A 24,270-nucleotide genomic window follows, 5' to 3' on the forward strand; every position below is an offset into this window, starting at 1 on the left:
TACTTGGATCATCCTAAGATTAAAGAAGCAACCATTTAATTGCATAATATGAAATTAGAAAAGGAATCAATACGGTTATTATCAAAAGCTATTGAAAAGTTGGAGTCTGGGTTCAATCTTCCCGATTTTAATCAACACCTGGATAGCTCAAGAATGGAAGAAGTAATGATGAAAGTTGCTGAAAAGATGCAAGACAACTACCCCTACTTTCATCCATTGTTTGCAGGGCAGATGCTCAAACCCCCGCACCCTATTGCCAAAGCAGCCTATATGATGGCTATGTGGATTAATCCAAACAATCATGCCATGGATGGCAGCAAGGCTAGCTCTCCCATGGAAAAAGAAGTGGTTGCTGACTTGGCAAAAATGTTTGGTTATAAACAACATTTGGGTCATTTGACAGGTGGTGGTACCATGGCTAATCTTGAGGCACTATGGGTGGCTGGTAAGAGTCATCCAGAAAAATGCATTGTTGCATCGGACCAATCGCACTATACACATGAGCGGATTTCTGATGTATTGAAACTGAAATTCCAAAAAATCAAAACTGATAAAGAAGGTAAAATGGATTTATCAGATCTGGAAGAGAAGTTAAAAGCCGGAGACGTGGGAACAGTTGTTTGCACCATGGCCACTACTGGACTCGGAGCTGTTGATCCTCTTGAAGGGCTATTGAAACTCCAAAAAACGTATGATTTCAGAATCCATGCAGACGCAGCTTATGGGGGCTACTTCAAGCTCATTGATAACCTTGAAGAAAACACAAGAAGAAAGTACCAACTTCTCCATGAAGTTGACAGCATTGTAATAGATCCGCACAAACAAGGATTACAGCCTTATGGTTGTGGATGCATTCTATTTAAAAATCCAGAAGTAGCAAAATTCTATATCCATGATTCTCCGTACACGTATTTCACTTCTGATGAATTGCATCTAGGAGAAATTAGCCTTGAGTGCTCACGTGCTGGTGCCTCTGCTGTTGGACTTTGGGCTACACATCAGCTATTGCCTCCTGTAAGAGATGGAGAGTTTGCAAAAGATCTTTCAAAATCGCGAAACGCTGCGATCCAGTTGTTTGAGAAACTGGATGCAAGCGACCAATTCTTAACACCCATGAAACCTGAAACTGATATTGTGGTGTGGGCCGTTAAAGGAGGCAGTGTAAGTGAAATGAATGAGAAGGCTAACCTCCTTTTCAAAAATGCGGAGAAAAATCAGCTCTACCTTTCCCTTTACAAATACCCAACATCAAAACTTATGGATCCTGATTTCGAAATTGATTCTGAATATCTTATTTGCTTAAGATCATCTTTGATGAAACCAGAACATGAGGAGTGGTTGGAAGAGATTTGGAAAAGACTGGAAATGAGTATCTAAGAGGAGTTAAGTACTATTATCACTAAACATTGATTCATTTTAATAAACCGTTTCTTGAAATAATCGTCCTAGTTGAACCACTAAATCATAAAAAAAGCTATCTTAGTTAGTAACGGTCTTAAGACTATTACTTGCCTATGCTCCACAAAGGATTAATTGCTGTTTTTTTTGTGTCTATTTTCTTTTCTGCCTCTAGTCAGGAAGTTGCCACTGATTATCGTAATACCGGATTCCTAGATTTTAATGGATACTATGATACCAGAGAGTTTAGCACGCTTACATTGAACATGCTTGCCAATCTCAAAAATAAATTCCAATATTTCTCCCTGACAAATTTCGAAGGGGCAAAACATAGTTCAGACCTAGGTCAATACTACACGGAACAAAATGTACGCTGGAGTATAAAAAAGAATGGACCGTTTATCCTATCAACCCAATGGGTATCTAAAAGTGGGGCTAAAAACGATAATTTAAAGTTTGGTCTAATGGTAAATACACACAAACTGAGTTTTGTCAAAGATCTTTTCACGAGGCTTAATTTTTCATACGCTCTAAGCCTCTATACTATACAGTTTAATGAAGGTAGCCCCACCAAGCTATTCACCCAATTAGAGCATGTGTATAAGTTTTACCCATTTTCAAAAAGACTTAAAAAAAGAGCTTACATCGCAGGGTTTGCAGACCAAAGTTTTGTCAAACGAGATGATGGGAGCGTCAACACAGAATGGGTAACTGAGCATCAGCTAGGAATAGAAATGCTAAAAAATTTTTATGCAATAGTTGAATATCGAATCAACGATTTTCTTTCTTCAGGTAATTATGGGCTTGGATATGGACTTGAGTATAAAATAAACTTTGCTGGTTTATGAAATCAAAAAAAGATATACACCAAATTTCTACTCCCTGGTTTGTCAAGATCTTTCACAATAGAGTAACTGCCTGGGCCATTCTTGCTATATCTCTTACACTTACTGTTTCAGCTGCTCTAATCTCAGTATACTATGCAGGAAAAGCTGCAGAAGAAAGGTTCAGTGCCAGAGCAAACGAAATCGAAGAAGGGATAAAAACAAGGATGATTTCTTATGAACAAGCTCTTCGCGGAGGAGTAGGATTATTTAATAGTCGCAAAGATGTAACTCGAGCTGAATTTCGAGAATACGTTGAAAGTTTAAGTATCAGTGAAAATTTGCCAGGTATTCAAGGTATAGGTTTTAGCATCCCAATAAAAGAAGAAGAAAAGGAAAGTCATACCGCATTAATACGATCAGAAGGATTTCCCGAATATGATATTAAACCAGATTTTGAAAGACAAGAGTATTCATCCATCATCTATCTAGAACCATTTGATTGGAGGAATAAGAGGGCATTTGGATATGATATGTGGTCTAATGAAATGAGAAAAGAGGCGATGACTCGCGCGCGAGACCAAGGAGTAGCTTCCAATTCAGGCATAATCACTCTAGTGCAAGAGACGAATGAGGATGTTCAGAAAGGATTTTTGATGTATCTGCCTGTTTATGAAAATGGTATAAGTCCTCAAACTATTGAAGATAGGAAATCAAAATTTAAAGGATGGGTTTATAGTCCATTTAGAGCTGGGGACCTAATTAACGGGATTACTGGCACGTCAGACATAGAATATGGCTTTGAGCTATATGATGGAGAAATCACCAATCAAGAATCTTTACTTTTCAATTCTGATTCAATCAATCATCTATTAGAAAAGAAGTCACCCAAACTATCCAAACTAGTCAAAATCAACTCACAAGGAAGAGAATGGACACTTTATATCCACACTACACCTAATGTTTTATCAAAACAAGAGAGTAGCCTCCCTCTATTAGTAGGTGTTTCAGGATTTGCCGTTGATATTATTCTATTCATTCTTATCTACTCTCTCAATTTGGAGCAAAGGGAAACAAAAAGACTAGCCAGACTTTTAGAAGATCAAAAATCAGACATTGAAATTATTAATAAGGATTTGTCTCAATTCGCTTATATCACTTCTCATGATCTTCAGGAGCCCTTGCGAACAGTATCTAACTGTGCTAAACTTTTAAAAGATGACTATGGCGAAAAGCTTGATGATGAGGCTAATTACTTAATTCAAACGATGACAAGAGCGACTACTCGAATGAGCAGTCTCATCCATGCCATTCTAGAGTATTCAAGATTGGGCAAAGAAGTGGATATGAATGAGTCTATCAACTGCAATAAGCTGATCAATGCGCTAAAAAGGGATATGAATATGCTCATGGAAGAAAATAGCGTAAAAGTGATCTATCAAAATTTACCTACTATAAAAGGAAATAAGATCATGATAAAACAGCTATTTCTTAACTTAATTACCAATTCAATAAAGTATAGAAAGAAAGATGTTACCCCAATAATCGAAATCGATGGGTTTACTCATCCCGAATTTCATGAATTCACCATAAAAGACAATGGAATTGGCATAGAGCCAGAATATCGGGAGCGAATCTTTGAAATCTTTCAGAGACTGCATAACTCCGCTGAATACACCGGTACTGGAATAGGACTGTCTTCTTGCAAAAAAATAGTAGAAGTTCACAATGGAACAATAGAGGTAAGTTCAAGTTTAGATATGGGTAGCATTTTTAAATTCACAATCTCAAAATGATATGGAAAAAATAGTTAACTGTGTACTACTAATTGATGACAACTTTGATGATAATTTTTTTCATAAAAAAGCTCTTGAAAGGAATGGAAAAGTGAATATCATCCGAGTAGCTGAAAATGGAATAGAAGGACTGGAATACTTAAACAATCAAGGAAAATTTGAGGACAAAGAAGCTAACCCCCGACCAAACATAATTTTTCTGGATATCAATATGCCTAAGATGAACGGATTTGAATTTTTGGAGAAATATAGAAACCTAAATGTGACCCAAAAGGCTGAGATATGCATAACAATGCTTTCGACTTCCAAAAATCCTGACGATATCGAAAAAGCAAAATCATTCGGTGTGATTGAAGAGTTTTTCACAAAGCCGTTAGAAAATGAAGCCATTGAAGTGGCGATAAAACGTTATACTGATAAGATAGGACAATAAAGAGAACTTCTCAAAACTCTATCATACAGCCATTCTCGCATGTATTTAAAACCAGAATTAGGTTGATTTACTCTTTTCTATTGCCTTTCTATCGGCAGTTCCCATTTGAAATTGCCCCATGTAAATACCAAGTTTACACCGTTTTTGATCTCGACTGCATCGATGGTAAATTGCTCTACATGTTCATTTCGAGACAATGGCACTACAACGGTTGCTAGGTCTTGCTCATAATCAGGTTCTGTGTATCCCCAAAAACGCAGATCTGAATTCAGTATGATCTCCATTTCTCCTTTACGCGGAAAGGCATAAATAACATACTTTCCTGCAGTAATTTTTTTTTCTCCAAACGTAAAACTCTCACTCACCTCCAACAATGTCGGTTCATTTGCTCCTAATCTCCAATATACACCGTAGGGCTGCAAAGCTTCTTCTTCCACTTCTCCAAAAATCATTCTATTGCGAACGGAAGGACGTGAATAGTTAACACTTACTTCCATTCCCTTTCCTGTAGCATTCGTGAGTCCAGGAGGACTCAACGTACGGTTGCGATTGTTCGCATAGATCATAAATGCAACTATTAATACCACAAGTATCCCAAAGCCAATTAGTAATTTCTTTTTCACAATCGCAGATAATTAGATTTTTAGTTCTTCCCTATTGTCTTTCAACACACTAATGATAAAGTTAACCTGGATTATTCATATCATGAATAACTGACGATAATCCCATTAAAAAAATTAATAATCAATGGATTATGTCAGGGTTAACCCTGACATTTATAAAACATTCGTTCCTCAAATTTGAGGAACGAGTTTTCCTAACAGATCTGACAGCTATTTCTGTAATTAATGAATTTTAATGTTTTATGATCTGTCATATCTACCTCAAGTAGATCTATTCCTTTGGCGATCTCATCTCGCTCCACCTTTGCTGCGAAACTTGCTTGCTTCAACTTCTTTTTCACTGATTTAGCTGTAAGCGTTTCAATACCTTCAGGTCTAACCTGCGAGCATGCCACTATAAATCCGGTTAGTTCGTCACAAGCCAAAAGAGCTTTATCCAATGTTGTTTCATACGGCACATTCCACTTTGTGTAATGCGCAGAGATAGCATGTGCTATTTTTTCTTCTCCCTTCTCTCGCAGCATTGCAACAATTTTATTAGGGTGTTCTTCGGGATATTTTTCATAATCAGCATCATGAAGCATTCCTGTAATAGCCCATTCCTCTGGATCCTCATCTAGCTTTTTGGCATATGCTTCCATGACTAATTCAACTGTACGAGCATGCCTAAGCAAGCTATCTCCTTCAGTCATAGAAGTAAGTATCTCTTTGGCTTCCTCTCTGTTTATATCAGCAAAATAGCAAGGTTTTAGAAATCATTCATTCCTCAACATATCAGCGGGATTGGTTTTTGATGCTCGCAATGTTTGCCATCCAATTGTTGCTAGCGCCACAAAAATGATTAATAATACCCCAGGCAAAAGCTCTGTAGGTCCAATAGTTATTCGCTCTCGAAATTCTACTAGGACATAAGTATCGAAAACATAATACGCTAGAGGAATGGCAATCAATGATGATATCGCCAGAATGATAATAAAGCCTTTGGATAAAATGTAAATAAGGTTTTTTTCTGAGGCTCCTAGAACCTTTCTGACGCTTATTTCCTTTGTGCGTGCCTCTGTTGTAAAAACCGCTATGCCAAGCAATCCCATTAAAGAAATACTAATAGCAATAAGGGAGAGAAAAGTAAATAACCTAAACATGGTCTTGTATTCAGCATAAGCTTGCTGAAGTTGATCATCATAAAACTCTGCTTCGAAAGGATGAACCTCATCTACACTTCTCCACGCTCCTTCAAGCTTATCCATCAGCTCAATCATATTGTCAGACTTTACCAAGATGTTTAAGTAATAGGCTTTGTCATCATAATTTTGAACTAAGGCTGTAGGACCCAACGTATTTTGAAGATCCGCATATTGATAATCTTTCATGACGCCACTGACTTGAAGCTTCCTCCCATCGTTTGCGTTCTTAAAAATTTCGCCAATGGCATCTTCAGGTTTTTCAAAACCGAATTTTTCACAAATTTTTTCATCTATTACAATGTATGCAAGGCTGTCTTTTCGCTCCAATGGAAACCCCCCTCCTACTAAGTAGGAAATTTCATGAAGTCTCAAATACTCCGCATCCACTCTATTATAATATATTCCCAAAGAGTCTTCCTGATAATGGACATCCAGCATATACATCGACTGTGTTCCAGGTAGCATTATTGCAGTTGAAATATCTAAAACTTCAGGAATCTTTTCCAGTTCCGTCTTAAGTAATTCAACATCCAAGTCCGTATCACGCAAACTAACGTTTAACACATTTTCTGATCGAAAACCTAAATCATAGTTGATAGAAAATTCATATTGACGGTAAGAAATGGTAGCTGAAATGATTAAAGCCATGGATACCGTAAACTGAAAAACAATCAGTACCTCCCTTAAGGTTAACCCCTTAAAAAGTTTGAGACGAGAAGCATCTTTTAAGATGGATATAGCTTTTAATCTTGACAAAATTATGGCAGGCAGCAAACCTGCAAACACTCCGATCAGAACAGCGAAAGTAAAATACCAAAGCACATGATTGATCCTAAAAGAAAGCTCGACACTTTCAGAATCAACGACTTCTCTGATAAACTCTGGCTTAATTAAAAGATAAAGACCAAATGCCAGGATCAGAGCTATTATTGAAATAAGTATAGCTTCGAGTAAAAATTGACTTAACACTTGTTTCTTACTAGCTCCCACTACCTTTCTTACACCAACTTCTTTCACTCTACGAAGTGAACGCGCTACTGAAAGGTTCGTGTAATTGAAGCAAGCGGTAATCAGTATAATGGCTGTTAGCACCAATAGTTTATTGATATCAGTCCAATTTATGTAAGGCCCTATATTATTTGATTTGCCAGTACCAGGAACAAGATGCGCCAAATTTACAAGGTCAAATGAAAGCGTATAATGATCTCTTTTTGCATTTTCCTCGCTGGAGATCTCTTTTAAGTAATTATCTACAGTTTCAATAGAAGTGTTTTCTTCTAGGAGAAGGTATACATGATAATTCCATACATTTCCCCAACTAACAAACCCCTTACTATCCTTAGCTTTTTGCCTACGAGTAGCAAAAGATTCAATCATTTCAAATGATGGAAGATGGGTATTGGATGGCATATCTTTCATCACTCCTGTAATTGTATAAAGGTCCTCTCCAGATTTAAAGACTTGACCTACAGGACTTTCATCATCAAAGAATTTTTCCACTGCTGATTCCGTCAATACGATTGTGTAAGGTTCAATAAGAGCCGTAGCTGGATCACCTTCAATCATTTCAAAGCTGAAAAGGTTATAAAAAGATTCCGACCCATAGATTCCATCTAATTGCAGTGTCTTATCATTAAAAGTGAAATCTTTGTCTGCCCACCCTTGAAGAGTCAGCACATCCTCTATTCCAGGATAATCTTTTTTTAGAAGGTCGCCTATGTAAACTGAGGTAGATGCAAGATCAATGACATCTCCATCATCCAGGTCTGTATAATGAGTGCCTATTTTATATACTAGTTCCTTTTTCTCATGAAATTCATCATAGTTAAATAGCTGAGATAAATACGTAATCATCAGAATACCTATTGACATGGATACAGCAAGCCCAACAATGTTGATTGATGAGAAGAGTTTGTTTCTTGCAATACTTCTAACAGACGTTTTGAAGTAATTTTGCATCAGGTTAAAAAAAGTCATTTGTCCTATTAATTTGGGTTTTCGAATCGTGTAAAGGCGGCAAAATTTTAGTATATCCAAAAAGAAAATCAGATTGGCTTTGCGTCTGCTTTTATCAAGGTTTCGCGCATAATACTCATGGAGATCACCTTGTAGATCTTCGAGTAAATCTTTGCGACAGTAGAATTCAATAATTCTATCCATCCAGCGAGGAGGGCCATGATCTCTCTCCTTCATCTGATTCCTTGAAAAACGAGTTCAGGAATATTATTCCAAAGCTTATCTCGTTGCTCTTTGGCTTTCATTAACGATACCTTACCGGTATGAGAGACTGTGAAAAATCGTTTTCGCCTCCCTCCTCTTTCCTTGGTAGGTTCACCGAGTTCAGAAGTAATTAGTCCTTTATCTTCTAAACGCTTAAGAACAGCGTGAACAACTCCCAGCTTAGTTTTTCTCCCAGTTATATCAGCTATTTCATCCACGATATTAACGCTATAAGCTTCGGTCAACAATGAAGCAATGGTTAGTAGCACGATCTCTTCAAACTCGCCAAGATTGGTTCCTTTCATCTTACAAATTTTTATTAATTCATTAAATGTATGAAAAATAAATACGAGTCTCTATTATTTAAAGTTTTATTTTTTCATGTTTTGTATAAAATATGTGCTAACTCATTTTAAAACTAAATGCTATAAATTCACCTCGAACAAATTTTTCTTAAAATGAGACATGCTTTTTTCGCCCTCATAATTCTTGGATTTTTCTATGCGCAAGCTCAAGAAGATTTCTTGGTCACGGTCAAAAAAGACACCATCTACGGTCAGATAGATTTTCGCCAAAGCACATTCTATGATGAGATAGAAGTTAAAAGTGATGACGGTAAGAAAACGTTTAAGGCTTACCAAATTGAGTTGGCAATACGCAAAGGAGAGATTTATAAACCGGTATCATATGGCAATAAAAAAGCAATAGGTAAACTCATAAAAGAAGGAAGATTAAGTCAGTATCTATTTCGCTCTGATGGTGAAAATGCATTTATCAATGAAGTTCTTGTAAAAAGTGATAATGAGACTCTACTTGTCTCAAATATTGGATTCAAAAAAAGATTAATAAAATTCTTAAGTGATTGCGAAGAGCTTTCTAGCAAAATTTCAAACAAAGAATTGGGGGCTTCAGATCTTGATAAGATCATTAATATCTACAATAATGACTGTGAAGAAGAAGTAAAAAAAATAGACATTGCTAAAAAGGATTTTAGTCAAATCACAGAATTAGCAGACCTACTTAAAGACATCACTGGCAAGCTCAATGCTGGAGAGCAAATACCTTCCTATATGGTAGAAGCCCTAGAAAGACATTCTAACACGAATGTTAACTTAAAAATCAAGGAGCTACTGGAGCATGTTAAAAATCAGTAATTCCAACCTGATTAAAAAAAGTAATCGTAGATCTGCTGAATTAAGGTTTTATTTCAGATACAATTCAGCTAGAAAAAATCACAATCCAATAGATTGATAGCACTCTCCAATAGAAACCATAGGTAGAAACACTACAAAGATCGTGTCTTTTGTATACCAAATCGAAAATAACACGACTTATGAAAAAGCTAATCTCATTGTTAACTCTACTTCTTATTGGAACAGTAGCGCTCTCTCAAAATTTTGAAGCTCCTAAAACAGGCGCAAAGGTCTACACCGATAATTACACCATTAACCTGGATGTAAATGGGGAAGAAACATTTGACTTATGGATAGTAAGATCTAAAAGAGCAAGGCGAGCAAAATTCATGACTCCAACAGTCTTAAATAGTAATGGAATTAAATTTCAGGTAACCCCTGATCCAAATAACCAAGACCACTTTATAGTAACTGCTAGCAGCGAAGATGTAGTCGAAGGGCAATACACAGCTACTGTTGCCGTAAGAAGTATTGGAACTCAAAAAGTAACTGGAACAACCCTATCTTTCCATATTAACTCGGCAAAAAATATTGCATCCACGGATGGGGAGTAAATTTGTTTTATGAACTACTATCGTTTCAGGTTTATCATTGCTGTCTTCGTTTTCATCTTTTTCAAACTAACAAATGTTGATAGTTGGGTAGATTTCATTACATGGAATTTTATTTCAACCATATCGCTCATTTACATAATTACTGTTGTTTTAACGCTGTGGGAGGTATTGTTCAGATACATCATAAAACAAAGAAGAACAACTGATCTTACTACGAACAAAGGGCTTTATATCATTTCAACCAAGGCAACACTTTTAGCGTTACCCTTGGTTTTTTTGTTTGCCTTTATCTATAATGAGATTTTAGTGAAATTCTTGATTGATTACGAATTGTGTACCGAAGATCAAAATGAAGGTGGTTTTCTTGTCAATAGCGCGCTTGGATTTGTCATATCTTTATTAATTATAGCATATGAAATTATCCTTTTGTACGTAAAGAATGCTATTAAAAATGCACGTGAAAAAGAACGAATACAGAAAGAACTAGCAGCTGCAAAACTTGAAGGGCTTAAGAATCAGATTAATCCTCACTTTCTTTTTAACAGTTTTAGTGTATTGACATCACTAGTTGAAGATGACTCAAAAGCCGCGGTAAAATTCATATCTAAGCTTTCTGACATGTACAGATATATACTGGAGAATGATGAGAAAACTGTAGTAACCTTAAGGGAAGAGCTCGATTTTGTGGACAGTTATATCTTTCTATTATCCATGCGTCATCAATCAGCAATTGTCATTGACAAAGTCTTAGACCTCCCAGATAATCAAATTCTAGTTCCTCCAATGTCCATTCAGATCCTTATTGAAAATGCTGTAAAGCATAATTCTTTTGCAATAGACGATCCGCTCCACATTACCATAAAAAATCACGGAAGTGGAGCCATCATTGTTGAAAATGAAAAGCGGAAGAAGGAACACCTTACAGAAAGCACTAAAATAGGTCTCAAAAATCTTTCTAACCGATTATTGCTTTCTGCTGGCAAGGCATTGGAAATTTTGGATAATGATAAAATATTTCAAGTGAGATTACCTCTGTCTAAAGCATGAATGCCATAATCATTGAAGATGAACAGTTAACTGCGGATAGATTACATAGTTTAATCAGTAAACACACTTCTATTGAAGTACTTGAAACATTTTATTCTGTTAAATCAGCCGTTTCCTGGCTACAAGATCATTCGATTCCTGACATCCTATTTCTTGATATCCAACTTGGGGATGGAACAGGTTTTGACGTTTTAGAATCTCTAGATGCTTATCCCCAGGTGATTTTCACTACGGCCTTTGATAAATATGTTCTAGATGCTTTTAAGTATAACAGCGTTGATTACCTACTCAAACCGGTAAAAGCAGAGGAGCTTATGAAGGCGGTAGGCAAGTTGGAGAAAATGAAAAGTCAAAATGAGATGAATGCCCTCATGCAATCACTCCAATCTCAAATTCAAACTTCATACAAACAAAAATTTCTTGTGAAAATTGGATTAAAGTATCAATCGATATCGATACAAGATGTAGCTTATTTCTACAGCGAATCAAGTTCCACCTATCTACGTACTTCAAAAGGAGATTCTTTAATCATTGATCAACCACTCGATGAAATTCAAACACTCATTGATCCAGCATGTTTTTTTAGAATAAACCGACATATGATCATATGTGATCAATTCATTGAGTCCATAGACTCGTTTTTCAATAACCGCTTGTTGATAGGTCTTAAACCTAAGTATGACCAACAAGTCATAGTGAGCAGAGACAAAGTAAAAGTCTTTAAAGAGTGGTTAGATAGATAATTTATCCCTAATACTGACTTCCATCCTGCTCTTTCATTTCTCTTTTTCGCATAGGCATGCTATCAATTAAAGCAAATAATTCTTTAGTGGATACGATATCATTCTTTCTCATCTTCACTCCACCATCCTTGCCAACAAGAATAACTGAGAATTCATTTTCCGAGATATTATATGCGTGTCTTATGCTTTCAGCTTCTGCCTCCGAAATAGGTTTCATCTGATGATCTAACCAATGATCATTGTAGAGACGATAGATAATTAAATCCCGATCTTTCATACCTCTTTTCTCACGCTTGAGCGACTGCTCCTGCTTCTTATATCCAATATTTGTAGGAGATTGAGCAGAAAATATAAGCACTCTTTTTTCCCATTTGTATTGTGTAATTGGATTCATTTGGAATACCATTAAAAGTGAAAATAAAAAGTATATGCGAGGCATATTTCTAAAACTAGAAAGAAGCAAAATTGATTTACAAAATTTAAAATACAGACATGTTATCGGTCATCATCAAAACCAATAACATTCATTCCAGAAGACTGCTAAGAGTCTAATTTAAGTCTTCAAGGACCAACTAAATCAAGAGGCTTAGAATCCCTCCTGAACTTTAGCTTTTACAGGCACATCAAAATAGCTTGAAAGAGTTTCTGGTAAGAATTCAACGTTACTTACCTCAATCTTAGTAATGTGCTCCGCAACTGAATCCCCTTTAAACCAATACGTATTATACCCTGTTGACATTTGAATACCCTCAACTTCTTGATAGTCTTGGATCCACATAAATTTCTCAGGGCTATGCCCTCCTGCTGGGAAAAATCCTGGATAAGAGACAATATATCTCAATCCTGCCATTTGCCTTGTCTCGGGATCAAGATAAATGACATAAAAATCATCCGAGGCATCTCCAGTACCTGCCTCATAAGTTGCTTTTACCAGATCATATGTCACTCCTTTGTATTCCTTTTGACCAAACTCTTCCAGCACTACGCCTTCATCAGCTAGCACAAACGGGAGTCCAATGAAATAATAAGGTGTCGTTGACCAAAAGCGAGGATTGACACCTACATCAACAGAGTCAGGCAAGCTCCAAGCATTTTCGCCATCCCAGCCGTATTTCCAATTTCTATTGCTAGATACTTCATGCGCTGCTCGTACTGACCAATTATCTACTAATTGATAGCTATCTCTTTGCTTGGTTCCGTCCAGCGGTTGATAGTTGAATCGAAAAGCAATTGGTCCATTTGAAAACCACTTTTCCAATCCTCCATGTGTTTCTATCGATTCCCAAATCTTCTTTCCTGCCGCATTCGTAATCAAACGTTCTTTTGATTTCACCACTCGATCACTGATCCAAGATGAATCGGCTAATGCAAGAGTCTCTGAAGATAATTTATCCATTCTAGCAGTTTCCAATTCATACCCCACAAAAATCCCAATTGCAAGTACCAATACAGATATGTAAACAAGTGTATTTACAATAAATAATAAAAGAGACTTGACAACAGAACCAAAATTTTTAACACTAAAAACGCGGATTATTAAATAGAAGAAATAGGCTGTAGAGAGTATTCCCCAGACATTGACCATCCCATTCACTCCAATGACCAAATGCAAAGGGAATGTGACAATGGCAATCACATTCAGCGCACAGATATAAAAACTCTGGATGACTAAGTGTTCAGCATAATTGTACCCTTTCTTTGGAAAAAAGAGGAACGTGAAGAAACCGTAAATAGGAATAGCGATCCAAAGAAATAGATTGTACCAATCAAAGAAAAGCTGCTGCATCAACCCAGATAAATATCCTATCTGTCCTTCTTCTTTCTCAGTAAGTCCCTTATTAAACCCTTTTTCAAACTCTAACAATAGATCATCAACACCTGCCAAATACATCACAAAGAGGCTTACTGCTGTCGTCAAGATGAGGAGTCTAAAGACGTTGAATATTCTAAATCTCCCTTCTCCCAGGTAGAATATCACAATTTTATCAGGATTTACAAAAAGAAGCTTCAGGGTATATATGAGCCCTCTTTCAATATTGAAAGCATTCAATAAGTCCAGCACTGATTGCTTTAATGTAATCCTATTGATCTTGCGTTTCTCTTCTACCTCTATGGGATACTTCATAAGGGGTGAATATAATAGGAATCAAGAAATTTTATTGATCCAACCACTGCTTAAATGAAGTGGCTTTCTCACTACTCACCAATATTTGTTCTTCTGAAGACAAATGATTTAGTTCCACCAGTAGCTTACCCTTGAAGTGCTTGTGTACCGTAGTGATATACTCCACATTGATAATGAATTGACGATTTGCCCTGTAAAAAAACTGTGGATCGAGTTGATTGATTAATTCATCAAGTGTAAAATCTGATAGGTAAGTCTTTTGATTTTTGGTGACAATATGAACCACTCCATGCTTGCTTTGAAAACAAACAATATCTTCTGACTTAATAGCTAGCATCTTGTCGCCTTGTTTCACTAAAAATCGCGATTTAAACTTTGTCTCTGTAAGATTAATCTGGCTTAGCAGTGCAGACATATCTACTCCACTTTGATTAAAGCTTTGGTGCAGCGTTTTATACTTTTCTATTGATCGTTCTAAATCCTCTTTCTTAATAGGTTTCAGCAAATAGTCAATGCTATTGACTTTAAATGCTCGAAGCAAATATTCATCAAAGGCCGTAGTGAAAATCACTGGACATTTCACGTCAATCTGATCAAAGATCTGAAAGCTGATTCCATCGCTAATTTGGATATCCATTAAAGCTAAGTCAGGAAGATCGTGATTCTTCATCCACTTCACAGTATCCTCTACCGTATCAAGCACCTCCAAAATTTCAATATCAGGATCTATATCCATAAGAATTTTCTCCAATCTTCGGAAAGCAGGTGCTTCATCTTCAACAATCAATACTTTCATGTGTATGTATAATTTTTAGCGGCCACATCGGTCCGCCGAAGCGGGAATTCGCATGAACAACATTCAACCTCGATTGGTATGTGCGCACTTATGCTCATTTCATACAAACTGTAAGTCTTTTTCCTCGACTAAGTCAATGAGAGGAACAGCTACCATGTAATTCGTCGCACTCGTAATAATATCAATTTCCTTTCCTCCTAAAATACTGTAGCGTTTTCTAATATTATCTAACCCTGTTTTTGTGGATTTGTCCAGCGCTTCCTTTCGCTGAAGATTGTTTTTCACAATCACTGATGTTCCACTCTCAATATAAATAGAGATATGAAGTGGCTTGGCTTTCGAGACCACATTATGTTTGATCGCATTCTCTACTAGCATTTGAAGTGTCAATGGTGGAATGGTCAACTCAAGGTATTTTTCATGTATATCAAATTCAAAGGAAAGATTATCTGGATATCTCATTCGCAATAGAAAAAGATACGACTTAACAAAGTCCAGCTCTTCATTTAAACTAACCAGTTCACGCTCTTTATTCTGAAGAATATATCGATATACTTCCGAGAGTTTTTCTGTAAAAGCTACAGCGGCATCAGCATCTTCAGGTATAATGGTTGTCAATGTATTTAGACTATTAAATAAAAAATGGGGACTCATTTGATTCTGTAAAACTTCGTATTGAGTTCTAATTTGCTGACTCTTCAATTGCTGATTAAGCGTGAATTGCTCTTTCCATTTCTCAAAAAAGTACGCAGCTTCATAGGACAAGGATATCACTGTAGCAGCAATAAAATTGAAAGGCAAAAATTCCGTATGCTCAGAGGGCTTAAGCAAATCCTGAAAAGAACTGATCTGAAATAGCAACTTTAGGGGTAGACCTCCGATGCTCATCCAGATAATGATGAACAAAGAAGTAAGAAGTAGACGTTTTTGAACCTTGCTTATCTCTGGGAGTTTTCTTCTGAAAAAGAAAATGACGATACAGGCTCCATTCCAATAAACAGCAGTGAAGCATACTCCTACAAGATAAGCAAACCAAAATGGCGAATCATGCATATGATCACCGTTGCTCAACGTAGCTGCAATGGCAACCAGAAGAATGCCTATCCAACGAATATGTATTTCTTTCAATTTCACTTTTTAAAGATAATCAAGAGGAAAGATCACCATAAGATGTAAAAAGTTAAGACCAGAATTATTTGGGATGAACCCCTAAAATATTCACTCAAAACCTAAACATCACTTCAATAGGGTTTTACTTCGATTCATTGCTGTTTTCTGCGGCTTCAATGGAATTTCCATATGTCTCACGCTCTTTTACGTTTTCACCTGTAGAACCTACGCTTAGGTTAGCTGAAAAATCAACATCATGAACGCTAACAAATCACTTAACATCATTATTCTAATGGGTTTATCCATCTTTTGGACAAGCAATGTGTTTGCACAAACCCAAACCGTAAAAGGAATAATTCTAGATGCTCAAGCAGAGTATCCTTTAATTGGCGCTACCATCAGCTTAGTTGGATCAGATCCTATTCAAGGGTCTATTACAGAAGTAGATGGGTCATTTAGAATCGATGAAGTGCCTATTGGTAGGCAAACTCTTTCAGTTCAATATATCGGATACAAGAGCATCACTATTCCGAATGTTTTAGTGACTTCTGGAAAAGAAGTCGTGCTTCGTTTACTCCTGGAAGAATCCGTAGAGCGACTGCAGGAAGTGGTCGTTACCGCAAATGCAGATAAGGACTTACCCATCAATGATCTGGCGAAAGTAAGTGCACGAACTTTCAGTATTGAAGAAGTGACTCGCTACTCAGGAGGTCGAAATGATGTAGCCAGACTTGCATCAAGTTTTGCGGGTGTGAGTACTCCGGATGACTCTAGAAATGATATCGTGGTTAGAGGCAACTCCCCTACCGCACTTCTCTGGAGAATTAATGGCATTCCAGTTAGCAATGTCAATCATTTTTCCACATTAGGAACTACCGGCGGTCCTGTAAGTGCTTTGAATACCAATATGTTAAGAACATCAGACTTTATTACTGGAGCTTTCCCTGCCGAGTATGGTAATACCTATGGAGCTGTTTTTGACATCAACTTCAGAGATGGAAACAAAGACGCATACGAATTTACCGCTCAGTTAGCCGCATTTTCTGGTTTGGAGTTTATGGCAGAAGGGCCCATCTCTAAAGCTAATAATTCTTCTTTCCTAATTTCTTATAGGTATGGCATAGCAGGTGCTGCAGCTCCTGGCACCTCAGGAATTCCAGCTTATCAAGATCTGGCCTTCAAAATAGATTTAGGAGACAGCCCTGTCGGCAATTTTGAATTGTTCGGGATGGGCGGAAATAGTAGCATCGATTTTCTGGGAAAGGATATCGATGACAATGATCTCTTTGCCAATCCAAATCAAGACGCATTTGTTGAAAGTCGATTAGGACTGATTGGGCTAAATCAAACATTGCGACTTGGAAAAAATAGCTTTCTGAAAAATACGGTTGGTTACTACACCAATCAGAATGACTATTTGCAAGACAATTTCATACGTGATAATGAAAACAACATAACTGCGGTTTATCGAGCTACCGAAGTAGAAAGTGTAGAAGATCGTATCAATGCATCTACCCAGTTCAACACCAAGCTAAGTGCTCGCACAAGTCTTAGAGCAGGTGTTCTAGCAGAATTTTTCAACATCAAGTCAGACGTAAGAGATAGAGACAATAGGCCAGCCGGGCAGATTCCTGATGATAATAATGACGGAATACCTGATGACTTTTTTCAGGTAAGAGATGCGGATGATCAATTGGCTTTGTGGCAACCATATGCTCAAGGTGAATACAAATTCACTGACGACATTAGCGTAACTGGCGGTCTTCATGCACAGTATCTAGACATCAATGAGAATTTTGTTTTGGAACCAAGAGTTGCGGCAAGCTGGCAGTTTACTCCAACTCAACGAATCAGTGTTGCCTATGGTAGACATTCTCAAAATGTTCCGTTCCCAATACTCTTTCTAAACGAGGAAACTTCTACTGATAATTTTGAGAAAACCAATCTGGATCTGACGTTCATTCGAAGTAACCATTTTGTGGTAGGATATGACAGGAAAATTGGGCAACAATTGAGGATAAAAGCTGAGGTCTACTACCAAAACTTGTTTGATGTACCGATAGAACAAGCGGACACAAGTTCCTACTCAGTGCTCAATGAAGGAGGTGATTTTGTATTTGATGAAAGAGGCTCATTGGTAAATGATGGTAAAGGAGTCAACTACGGTCTTGAACTGACATTAGAGAAGTTCTTCAGTAATAACTATTACGGTCTACTCACTACCTCGCTTTTTGAATCCACATATGAGGGGGCAGATGGAATTGAAAGAAATACAGCTTTCAACAATAACTATGTAATAAATCTGCTCTTTGGGAAAGAGTGGTTGGTGGGCAGCAATGAAAAGCGCGACTTCATGCTTACGTTTGACACCCGTTTTTCCAGATCAGGAGGCAGACCTTTTACTCCTATTGATCTACAAGGTTCAATTGACAATAATAATGACCAGGTGGAATTTGAAGACAGGGCTTTTGCAGAGAGCTTGGATGCTTACATGAGACTGGATTTGAAATTTGGATTCAGAATCAATAGCAAGCGTAAGAAAATATCACACCAATTCTTCTTAGACCTACAAAATGTAACGAATAGAACAAATCAGTTTACGAGAAGATACAATGAGGTGACTCAACAAATAAATACCGTGGAGCAGATTGGCTTCTTCCCAGATATCTTATATCGAATTCAATTTTAAGACCTATGTGGACACTTACCAAATCCAAGAAAGACCTAAACGTTCTGATTTTGAAAAGCAATATCAGAACCAAAAATGATGTTGAGAAAGTCAATCAGATATTCAGTCAGATCGAATGCATAAAACGTTGGATAGTAGATTTAGATGATTGGGAGCATGTTTTGAAAGTAGAGTGTTTTGTCCTCTCATGTGAGAATATCTCCGTTATACTGGAAAGGTTTGGGTACAAGTGTTCGGAATTAAATCATTAAGCCGACGTTAATGTCAATGAAAATAGCCCTTCGTAAGTAGGGCTATTTATATTTAAGCTCATGACCAAGCCATTCTCATATGACTTTGCAATTGTAGGTGCAGGAGCCGCAGGGCTTCAACTTACGTTGAAGATGATCAACGATGATTTCTTCAATGAAAAAAGCATACTCCTCCTTGACAAAGATGAAAAAAGCGCCAATGACAGAACATGGTGTTTCTGGGAAAAAGAAGAAAGCATTTGGGATCAACTGGCTATCCAAAAATGGAAAACGGGCTTATTCATCAATGATAAAAAGACCATTTCCTTTGATCTCGCTCCCTACCAGTATAAGATGGTAAGGTCAGCAGACTTTTATGCTTATGCTAAGGCCATCATTGAGAAAGCTAAAAATGTTGATTGGGTAAAAAGCGAGGTATCAGACATCAAAGAGCAAGAGATTCTAGGTGAGGAAAAAACATACCATTCACATCACATTTTTGACAGTAGAATTCCAGAAGCTTTCCATGAAAAAAAGTCATCCTACCATTCTTTAATCCAACATTTTAAAGGCTGGTTTATCGAAACTGAAAGTCCCGCTTTTGATCCAGAGGTATTCACAATGATGGATTACCGCCTTAAATGGAAGGAAAGCACCAGTTTTACGTATGTTCTGCCTCTTTCCCCTACTTCAGCACTTGTAGAGTTCACCCTATTCAATGATCAACTCCTACCTGATGATGAGTATGATCACTATCTCAAAAAATACATAGACACCTATCTAAGCCTTAAAAACTACACGATCAAAGAAGTCGAGCAAGGGTTGATTCCCATGTCTAACTATCCATTTCACAAACATCACTCAACATACACCACTAAAATTGGAACTGCTGGCGGTTGGGTTAGGCCTTCTTCAGGATATTCATTCAAAAATGCTGATAGGTATTCTTCCATGGTTATTGAAAACATTAAAAAAGGCCATCGCCCAGAAAAGGGCATAGCTACTTCTCGATTTAGAACATACGATTCTATCTTTCTAAATGTGCTTGCTTCCAGAAATGATTTAGGTGAAGATATCTTTACAAAACTGTATACCAAACCGGAGATACAATCAGTCTTTCGATTCCTCGATGAGGAAAGTAGTTTTTCAGAAGATTTAAAAGTTATGTTTTCGTTGAATCGTCCACAGTTTTGGAAAGCATTTCTAGATACATTCCGGAGTTAGATCAAATTTTGCACCTTAGCCCTATTCTGTAATGCATGAGGTTATCAATAGCGGGGACAAACACATTCTCCATATCGTCTCGAAGCTGTACATCAGAAAATACAGTTCGCGTTACGTTCAGATAAGATTCAATGTGTTTTGAAACCTTATATTCATACCTCAGTCCTGTCAGAATCAACAACATACGCAAACGATTTGCTCGATCCATTTCATTCACGATAACTCCATTTTGAATATGCGCATTAAACCCATCACCTTCTGCATAAACCTTAATCCGATGCTTTTCTGAAATATGATATTGAACATTGGAGACTGGAGCACCAACATTATAAGACCACTTCCGATGAAACTTTCTGTAATAACTAATAAACGGGAATGGAATTGGCCGACGACTATTTGTTGAATACGATAAGCCTGCAATGATTCGAAAAGGTTTCTTTGCTGAATCACTATTCTTTTTATCCTTAACAAATACAATGACACCTGACATCAATAAGTCCTGAGACATAAGTCCATCCTGTAAATTGCTATTGACAGATGGCGTAATTTGAACACCAAATCGCCAATCATTATTCATCATGGAGGTGTATGTAAGATTCAGATCTATTTCAGTGAAATTATCTGTATCACTCTTATCATAAGAGTCCATTTCCTCTCTCAAATTAATATTGGTAGCTGTATAGTCTACTCCTGCAAAAAAATAGGCTTTATCATGAATCCTGAATGGAACATTAAAAAGAATCCTTTTACTGTTGTAGGAGAAGTTAGCATCATCTCCCGGAGCTACGGTATACTCGACCTTAGCTAAATCCAGGTATTGACAATTGGCACCAGAATACAGGCAAAAAACGATGACTATAGAAAGAACTATTCGCATTGAAATAGCGAAGTTCGGTAAAAAAACAAGCCTAGCATTTAGATATTTTACTATTTCGATAAACGAATGACATAGGGCTGTCACTACAACCGATTTCTTTGACATATGTTCAATTTTAACACGTAAAACATGACAACTGAAGAAGTAGCAAATCAATTGGTAAAACTTTGCCGAGAAGGAAAATTTGAAGAGTGCATTCGTGAGCTCTACTCACCAGACATTATCAGTATCGAGCCAGAAGGAGGGCCATGGGAATCCAAAGTACAAGGTCTGGATGCCCTCGCTAAAAAAGGACAACAATGGAACGAAATGTTAGCTGAGTTTCATTCCAGTGAAATATCTGATCCTGTGGCAGCAGAGAATTTCTTCTCAATCACGATGAAATCGAAGGTGACACTAAAAGGAATGGATCATCAAATAGATATGGATGAAGTGTGTGTGTATCGGGTAGAGGATGGGAAAGTTGTTACAGAACAGTTTTTCTACACTCCTATGCCACAGCCAGCATAATCACTGAAATGGAATCATAAGGCAAAACCGTCCCAAAAGACGGTTTTTGTTTGAACACTCTAATTTTACATTGGAATGAGAAGTTTCGAAGAAAGACTAAAAGGTGGACATCCTAACTCCCTAGGTAATACTATCGAGGTAGTAGAGGAAGTGTTAAACGATAATCATCACTTCGATGAACTGTTCAATTGCTACTTCAGTGACGATGAACTCGTTCGACTGAGGGTTTCGAGTGCAGTGAAGAGGGTTTGTATCTCTAAAAAAGAGATGGTTATTCCGTATATCGATATTCTGCTTAAGAAAGTATCCAAAATAGATCAAGCCTCTACACAATGGACTTTAGCATTGCTCTTCCAAATGCTGGAAGACGATATGAATGAAGAACAACTGGCAGAGTCAAAGGCAATCCTTCGCAGAAATCTTGAAAATCACAAAGATTGGATTGTTTTGAATAACTCAATGGAAACACTTTATCATTGGTTGGAAAAAGATAGCCAATTGAAGCAATGGCTTCAAAAGCTTTTGAAAAAGCTTACTTCAGACTCTCGAAAATCTGTTTCAAAGCGAGCAATGAAGTTGTTGAAAAAACTTTCTGAACAAGAAAATACCTAAATGAAAAGCCTCCAAATATCCTCCAACCCAGAAGTTGAATCAAGATTCAATAACTATTCGGATGAAATTCGAGATAAAATCCTAAATCTAAGTCGCTTGATTATTGAAGTGGCAGAGGAGATAGAAGAAATCAATAATTTGGAAGAAACGCTTAAATGGGGCGAGCCCAGCTACATCACCAAGATTGGCAGTACGATTAGAATCGACTGGAAGGAGAAAAATCCGGATCAATATGCTATGTATTTTCAGTGCACAAGCAAACTTGTACCCGCTTTCAAAGCTGCATTCAAAGACTTGTTCCAATATGAAGGCAGTCGTGCAATTACTTTTCAGCTAGAGGAAGAGATCCCTGAAGCTGAATTAAAAAAGTGTATAAAAGCAGCTCTTACCTATCACCGAGTAAAAAAAGAGCCTTTATTAGGTCTCACCAATTAGAATACCAGTAGTAAATATTTAGCATATGCCTAGACCAACCTCAAAAGTAGAACTCATTTCTTTAAGCAACGAGAATCATCAAAAACTAATCAATTATATAGATCAGTTATCATCCGATCAACAAACTGCCGAATTTCCCAAAGGAACATTGAACAGAAATATCAGCGATGTGCTAGCTCATCTTCACGAATGGAATACGATGACATTGGGATGGTACGAGGTGGGCATGACAGGAGAAAAACCAGATATGCCTGCTCAGGGATATTCCTGGAAGGATCTCCCTGATCTGAATAAAAAGATTTGGGAGAAGTACCAAAGTATTACTATTTCAAAGGCTAAAGAGATGTTTAATGACTCCTTCAAGAAACTTCAAGAGGTCATCGAGAAACATACCGACGAAGAGCTATTCGAAAAGAAAAAATACAAATGGACTGGGACGACATCCCTTGGCTCGTACCTCATATCAGCAACATCCAGCCACAACGTTTGGGCGTTGAAACTGATAAAGAAGGCTACAAAATCTTAAGAATAGGCGTTGTGAGATACGTTTTATTCGAATTCAATCGAATCTAAAGGACTCTCAATTGCAAGTAGACGAGGCTCTGAGATATGGGTATAAATCATGGTTGTCTTTATACTATTATGTCCAAGCAATTTCTGAATAATTCTTATATCAGTCCCATTTTCGAGTAAATGGGAGGCATAACTATGTCTGAACGTATGAGAAGATACTTTTTTCTGGATTCCAGCTTTAGCAGCATATCGTTTTATGAACTGATTAATACTTGAAGAGCTATAATTGGACACTCCATCTTGTCCCTCAAAAAGATAGACACTAGGTTTATGTGAGATGTAATATCTCCTAAGCAATTCAAGGAGTTTGATCGATAATGGGACTAATCTATCCTTAGCTCCTTTGCCACCCTTCACAAAAATTGTCATTCTACTTGAATCCACCTCATTCACTTTCAGGTTGAGTAATTCTCCTACTCTCAACCCTGAACTATACAATAATCCAATAATCGCCTGATGCTTAATATTTTTAGGAATAGTCATTATGAGACGAACATCATTTTTACTTAAAACCACGGGTAATGTTTGAGCACCTTTCCGTGGTAAAAGGAACTGAAGGTTTACTTCAATATTCTGAACTTCGGCATAATAAAGTTTCAGCGCACTCACTAATTGTTTTTGATATGATCTGGAGATTTTTTTAGCGTGTATCTGATGGTAGATGTAGTCATGAAGTTCTGTTTCGCTGAGATCCTGAATTGATTTGCTCAATGCACTCTGAACAGAATTTAACACGAAAGCATAAGCATCAATCGTATTATCGCTGTAGCGTTTAACTTCCAATATTTTCTTAAAATCAGCTATTGCCATATAACCTCTAAATTAGTAGGTAAAATCAGAATAGCATTTATAACCTCTTTTTGAGGGTGGTTATAAATGTATTTGATATTATTGCGTATAAACAGATGTTGGGTTGAATGGCCTGCGGCTCATCCATCTACGCACGCGTAAACGCGCACTCTCGATGAATTCATTCAACCCAATGTGATCGAGTGTAGCTCGTCCCTCTTCAAATCCCATCTTTACCTGCTATATTTATCCTCTCTTGCAGGCAACTGCAAACCAACATAACTA

General features: G+C 37.2%; 24 protein-coding genes. 14 read left to right on the forward strand and 10 right to left on the reverse strand.

From position 1 onward, the window contains the following. Positions 1–48 precede the first annotated feature (48 nt). From ABJQ32_06130 to ABJQ32_06145, 4 genes are all read left to right on the forward strand, one after another. Positions 49–1,377 (forward strand): aminotransferase class I/II-fold pyridoxal phosphate-dependent enzyme, encoded by a 1,329-nt coding sequence (locus ABJQ32_06130; GenBank protein MEP5289209.1) that lies wholly within the window; start codon positions 49–51, stop codon positions 1,375–1,377. A gap of 137 nt (positions 1,378–1,514) precedes the next feature. After that, complete coding sequence (locus ABJQ32_06135) at positions 1,515–2,246, forward strand: hypothetical protein (GenBank protein MEP5289210.1); 732 nt, start codon at positions 1,515–1,517, stop codon at positions 2,244–2,246. Beyond that, entirely contained in the window at positions 2,243–4,018 is a 1,776-nt protein-coding gene (locus ABJQ32_06140) for a CHASE domain-containing protein (protein MEP5289211.1), read from the forward strand. The genes ABJQ32_06135 and ABJQ32_06140 overlap by 4 nt, the downstream gene beginning before the upstream one ends. A 1-nt stretch (position 4,019) precedes the next feature. After that, positions 4,020–4,451 (forward strand): response regulator, encoded by a 432-nt coding sequence (locus tag ABJQ32_06145; protein MEP5289212.1) that lies wholly within the window; start codon positions 4,020–4,022, stop codon positions 4,449–4,451. Positions 4,452–4,528: 77 nt separating this feature from the next. Here ABJQ32_06145 and ABJQ32_06150 read toward each other — a convergent pair whose 3' ends face one another. The 4 genes from ABJQ32_06150 to ABJQ32_06165 all read right to left on the reverse strand — a co-directional run bounded on the left by ABJQ32_06150 (position 4,529) and on the right by ABJQ32_06165 (position 8,783). Beyond that, a complete protein-coding gene (locus tag ABJQ32_06150; GenBank protein MEP5289213.1) occupies positions 4,529–5,074 on the reverse strand; it encodes a DUF2911 domain-containing protein in 546 nt (181 codons plus the stop codon). A gap of 194 nt (positions 5,075–5,268) precedes the next feature. Further along, positions 5,269–5,766, reverse strand: coding sequence for an HD domain-containing protein (locus tag ABJQ32_06155; GenBank protein MEP5289214.1), 498 nt, complete (start codon positions 5,764–5,766; stop codon positions 5,269–5,271). Positions 5,767–5,829: 63 nt separating this feature from the next. Continuing rightward, complete coding sequence (locus ABJQ32_06160) at positions 5,830–8,451, reverse strand: FtsX-like permease family protein (protein ID MEP5289215.1); 2,622 nt, start codon at positions 8,449–8,451, stop codon at positions 5,830–5,832. Then, positions 8,448–8,783: a helix-turn-helix transcriptional regulator gene (locus ABJQ32_06165; protein MEP5289216.1), complete on the reverse strand. Its 336-nt coding sequence runs from the start codon at positions 8,781–8,783 to the stop codon at positions 8,448–8,450. The genes ABJQ32_06160 and ABJQ32_06165 overlap by 4 nt, the downstream gene beginning before the upstream one ends. Positions 8,784–8,936: 153 nt before the next feature. Here ABJQ32_06165 and ABJQ32_06170 point away from each other — a divergent pair, with 153 nt between their 5' ends. The 4 genes from ABJQ32_06170 (at position 8,937) to ABJQ32_06185 (ending at position 12,015) form a co-directional block, all read left to right on the forward strand. Next, positions 8,937–9,632: a hypothetical protein gene (locus ABJQ32_06170; protein ID MEP5289217.1), complete on the forward strand. Its 696-nt coding sequence runs from the start codon at positions 8,937–8,939 to the stop codon at positions 9,630–9,632. Positions 9,633–9,811: 179 nt separating this feature from the next. Beyond that, positions 9,812–10,225 carry a hypothetical protein gene (locus tag ABJQ32_06175; GenBank protein ID MEP5289218.1) on the forward strand — a complete coding sequence of 138 codons (414 nt, stop codon included), beginning with the start codon at positions 9,812–9,814 and terminating at the stop codon, positions 10,223–10,225. Between the two features lie 9 nt (positions 10,226–10,234). After that, positions 10,235–11,272 carry a sensor histidine kinase gene (locus ABJQ32_06180; protein ID MEP5289219.1) on the forward strand — a complete coding sequence of 346 codons (1,038 nt, stop codon included), beginning with the start codon at positions 10,235–10,237 and terminating at the stop codon, positions 11,270–11,272. Continuing rightward, positions 11,269–12,015, forward strand: a complete 747-nt coding sequence (locus ABJQ32_06185; protein ID MEP5289220.1) for a LytTR family DNA-binding domain-containing protein — start codon at positions 11,269–11,271, stop codon at positions 12,013–12,015. The genes ABJQ32_06180 and ABJQ32_06185 overlap by 4 nt, the downstream gene beginning before the upstream one ends. A gap of 7 nt (positions 12,016–12,022) precedes the next feature. On the opposite strand, the gene ABJQ32_06190 is transcribed toward ABJQ32_06185, so the two are convergent. The 4 genes from ABJQ32_06190 to ABJQ32_06205 all read right to left on the reverse strand — a co-directional run bounded on the left by ABJQ32_06190 (position 12,023) and on the right by ABJQ32_06205 (position 16,064). Further along, the gene (locus ABJQ32_06190; GenBank protein ID MEP5289221.1) at positions 12,023–12,409 is read right to left on the reverse strand and encodes a DUF4174 domain-containing protein; all 387 of its coding nucleotides are present in this window, start codon (positions 12,407–12,409) and stop codon (positions 12,023–12,025) included. Between the two features lie 192 nt (positions 12,410–12,601). Then, on the reverse strand, positions 12,602–14,140 hold the full coding sequence (locus ABJQ32_06195) for a hypothetical protein (GenBank protein ID MEP5289222.1): 1,539 nt from the start codon (positions 14,138–14,140) through the stop codon (positions 12,602–12,604). 31 nt (positions 14,141–14,171) lie between these two features. Beyond that, entirely contained in the window at positions 14,172–14,936 is a 765-nt protein-coding gene (locus ABJQ32_06200; GenBank protein MEP5289223.1) for a LytTR family DNA-binding domain-containing protein, read from the reverse strand. A gap of 99 nt (positions 14,937–15,035) precedes the next feature. Then, complete coding sequence (locus ABJQ32_06205; protein ID MEP5289224.1) at positions 15,036–16,064, reverse strand: histidine kinase; 1,029 nt, start codon at positions 16,062–16,064, stop codon at positions 15,036–15,038. Positions 16,065–16,302: 238 nt separating this feature from the next. On the opposite strand from ABJQ32_06205, the gene ABJQ32_06210 reads away from it, so the two are divergent. Beyond that, positions 16,303–18,735: a TonB-dependent receptor gene (locus ABJQ32_06210; GenBank protein ID MEP5289225.1), complete on the forward strand. Its 2,433-nt coding sequence runs from the start codon at positions 16,303–16,305 to the stop codon at positions 18,733–18,735. A gap of 311 nt (positions 18,736–19,046) precedes the next feature. Beyond that, entirely contained in the window at positions 19,047–20,189 is a 1,143-nt protein-coding gene (locus ABJQ32_06215; GenBank protein MEP5289226.1) for a lycopene cyclase family protein, read from the forward strand. Position 20,190: 1 nt separating this feature from the next. On the opposite strand, the gene ABJQ32_06220 is transcribed toward ABJQ32_06215, so the two are convergent. After that, positions 20,191–21,171 (reverse strand): DUF6268 family outer membrane beta-barrel protein, encoded by a 981-nt coding sequence (locus tag ABJQ32_06220; protein MEP5289227.1) that lies wholly within the window; start codon positions 21,169–21,171, stop codon positions 20,191–20,193. Between the two features lie 24 nt (positions 21,172–21,195). Here ABJQ32_06220 and ABJQ32_06225 point away from each other — a divergent pair, with 24 nt between their 5' ends. The 4 genes from ABJQ32_06225 to ABJQ32_06240 all read left to right on the forward strand — a co-directional run bounded on the left by ABJQ32_06225 (position 21,196) and on the right by ABJQ32_06240 (position 23,149). After that, the gene (locus ABJQ32_06225) at positions 21,196–21,576 is read left to right on the forward strand and encodes a nuclear transport factor 2 family protein (GenBank protein ID MEP5289228.1); all 381 of its coding nucleotides are present in this window, start codon (positions 21,196–21,198) and stop codon (positions 21,574–21,576) included. A 75-nt stretch (positions 21,577–21,651) separates the two neighbouring features. Next, positions 21,652–22,188: a hypothetical protein gene (locus tag ABJQ32_06230; protein MEP5289229.1), complete on the forward strand. Its 537-nt coding sequence runs from the start codon at positions 21,652–21,654 to the stop codon at positions 22,186–22,188. Beyond that, positions 22,189–22,623 carry a DUF1801 domain-containing protein gene (locus ABJQ32_06235; protein ID MEP5289230.1) on the forward strand — a complete coding sequence of 145 codons (435 nt, stop codon included), beginning with the start codon at positions 22,189–22,191 and terminating at the stop codon, positions 22,621–22,623. Between the two features lie 25 nt (positions 22,624–22,648). Beyond that, positions 22,649–23,149 carry a ClbS/DfsB family four-helix bundle protein gene (locus tag ABJQ32_06240; GenBank protein MEP5289231.1) on the forward strand — a complete coding sequence of 167 codons (501 nt, stop codon included), beginning with the start codon at positions 22,649–22,651 and terminating at the stop codon, positions 23,147–23,149. 23 nt (positions 23,150–23,172) lie between these two features. Here ABJQ32_06240 and xerA read toward each other — a convergent pair whose 3' ends face one another. Then, a complete protein-coding gene (gene xerA / locus ABJQ32_06245) occupies positions 23,173–24,006 on the reverse strand; it encodes a site-specific tyrosine recombinase/integron integrase (protein ID MEP5289232.1) in 834 nt (277 codons plus the stop codon). Positions 24,007–24,270: the final 264 nt, after the last annotated feature.

Origin of the sequence: Marinobacter alexandrii (genome assembly GCA_039984955.1) — a bacterium.
Taxonomy (GTDB): domain Bacteria; phylum Bacteroidota; class Bacteroidia; order Cytophagales; family Cyclobacteriaceae; genus Ekhidna.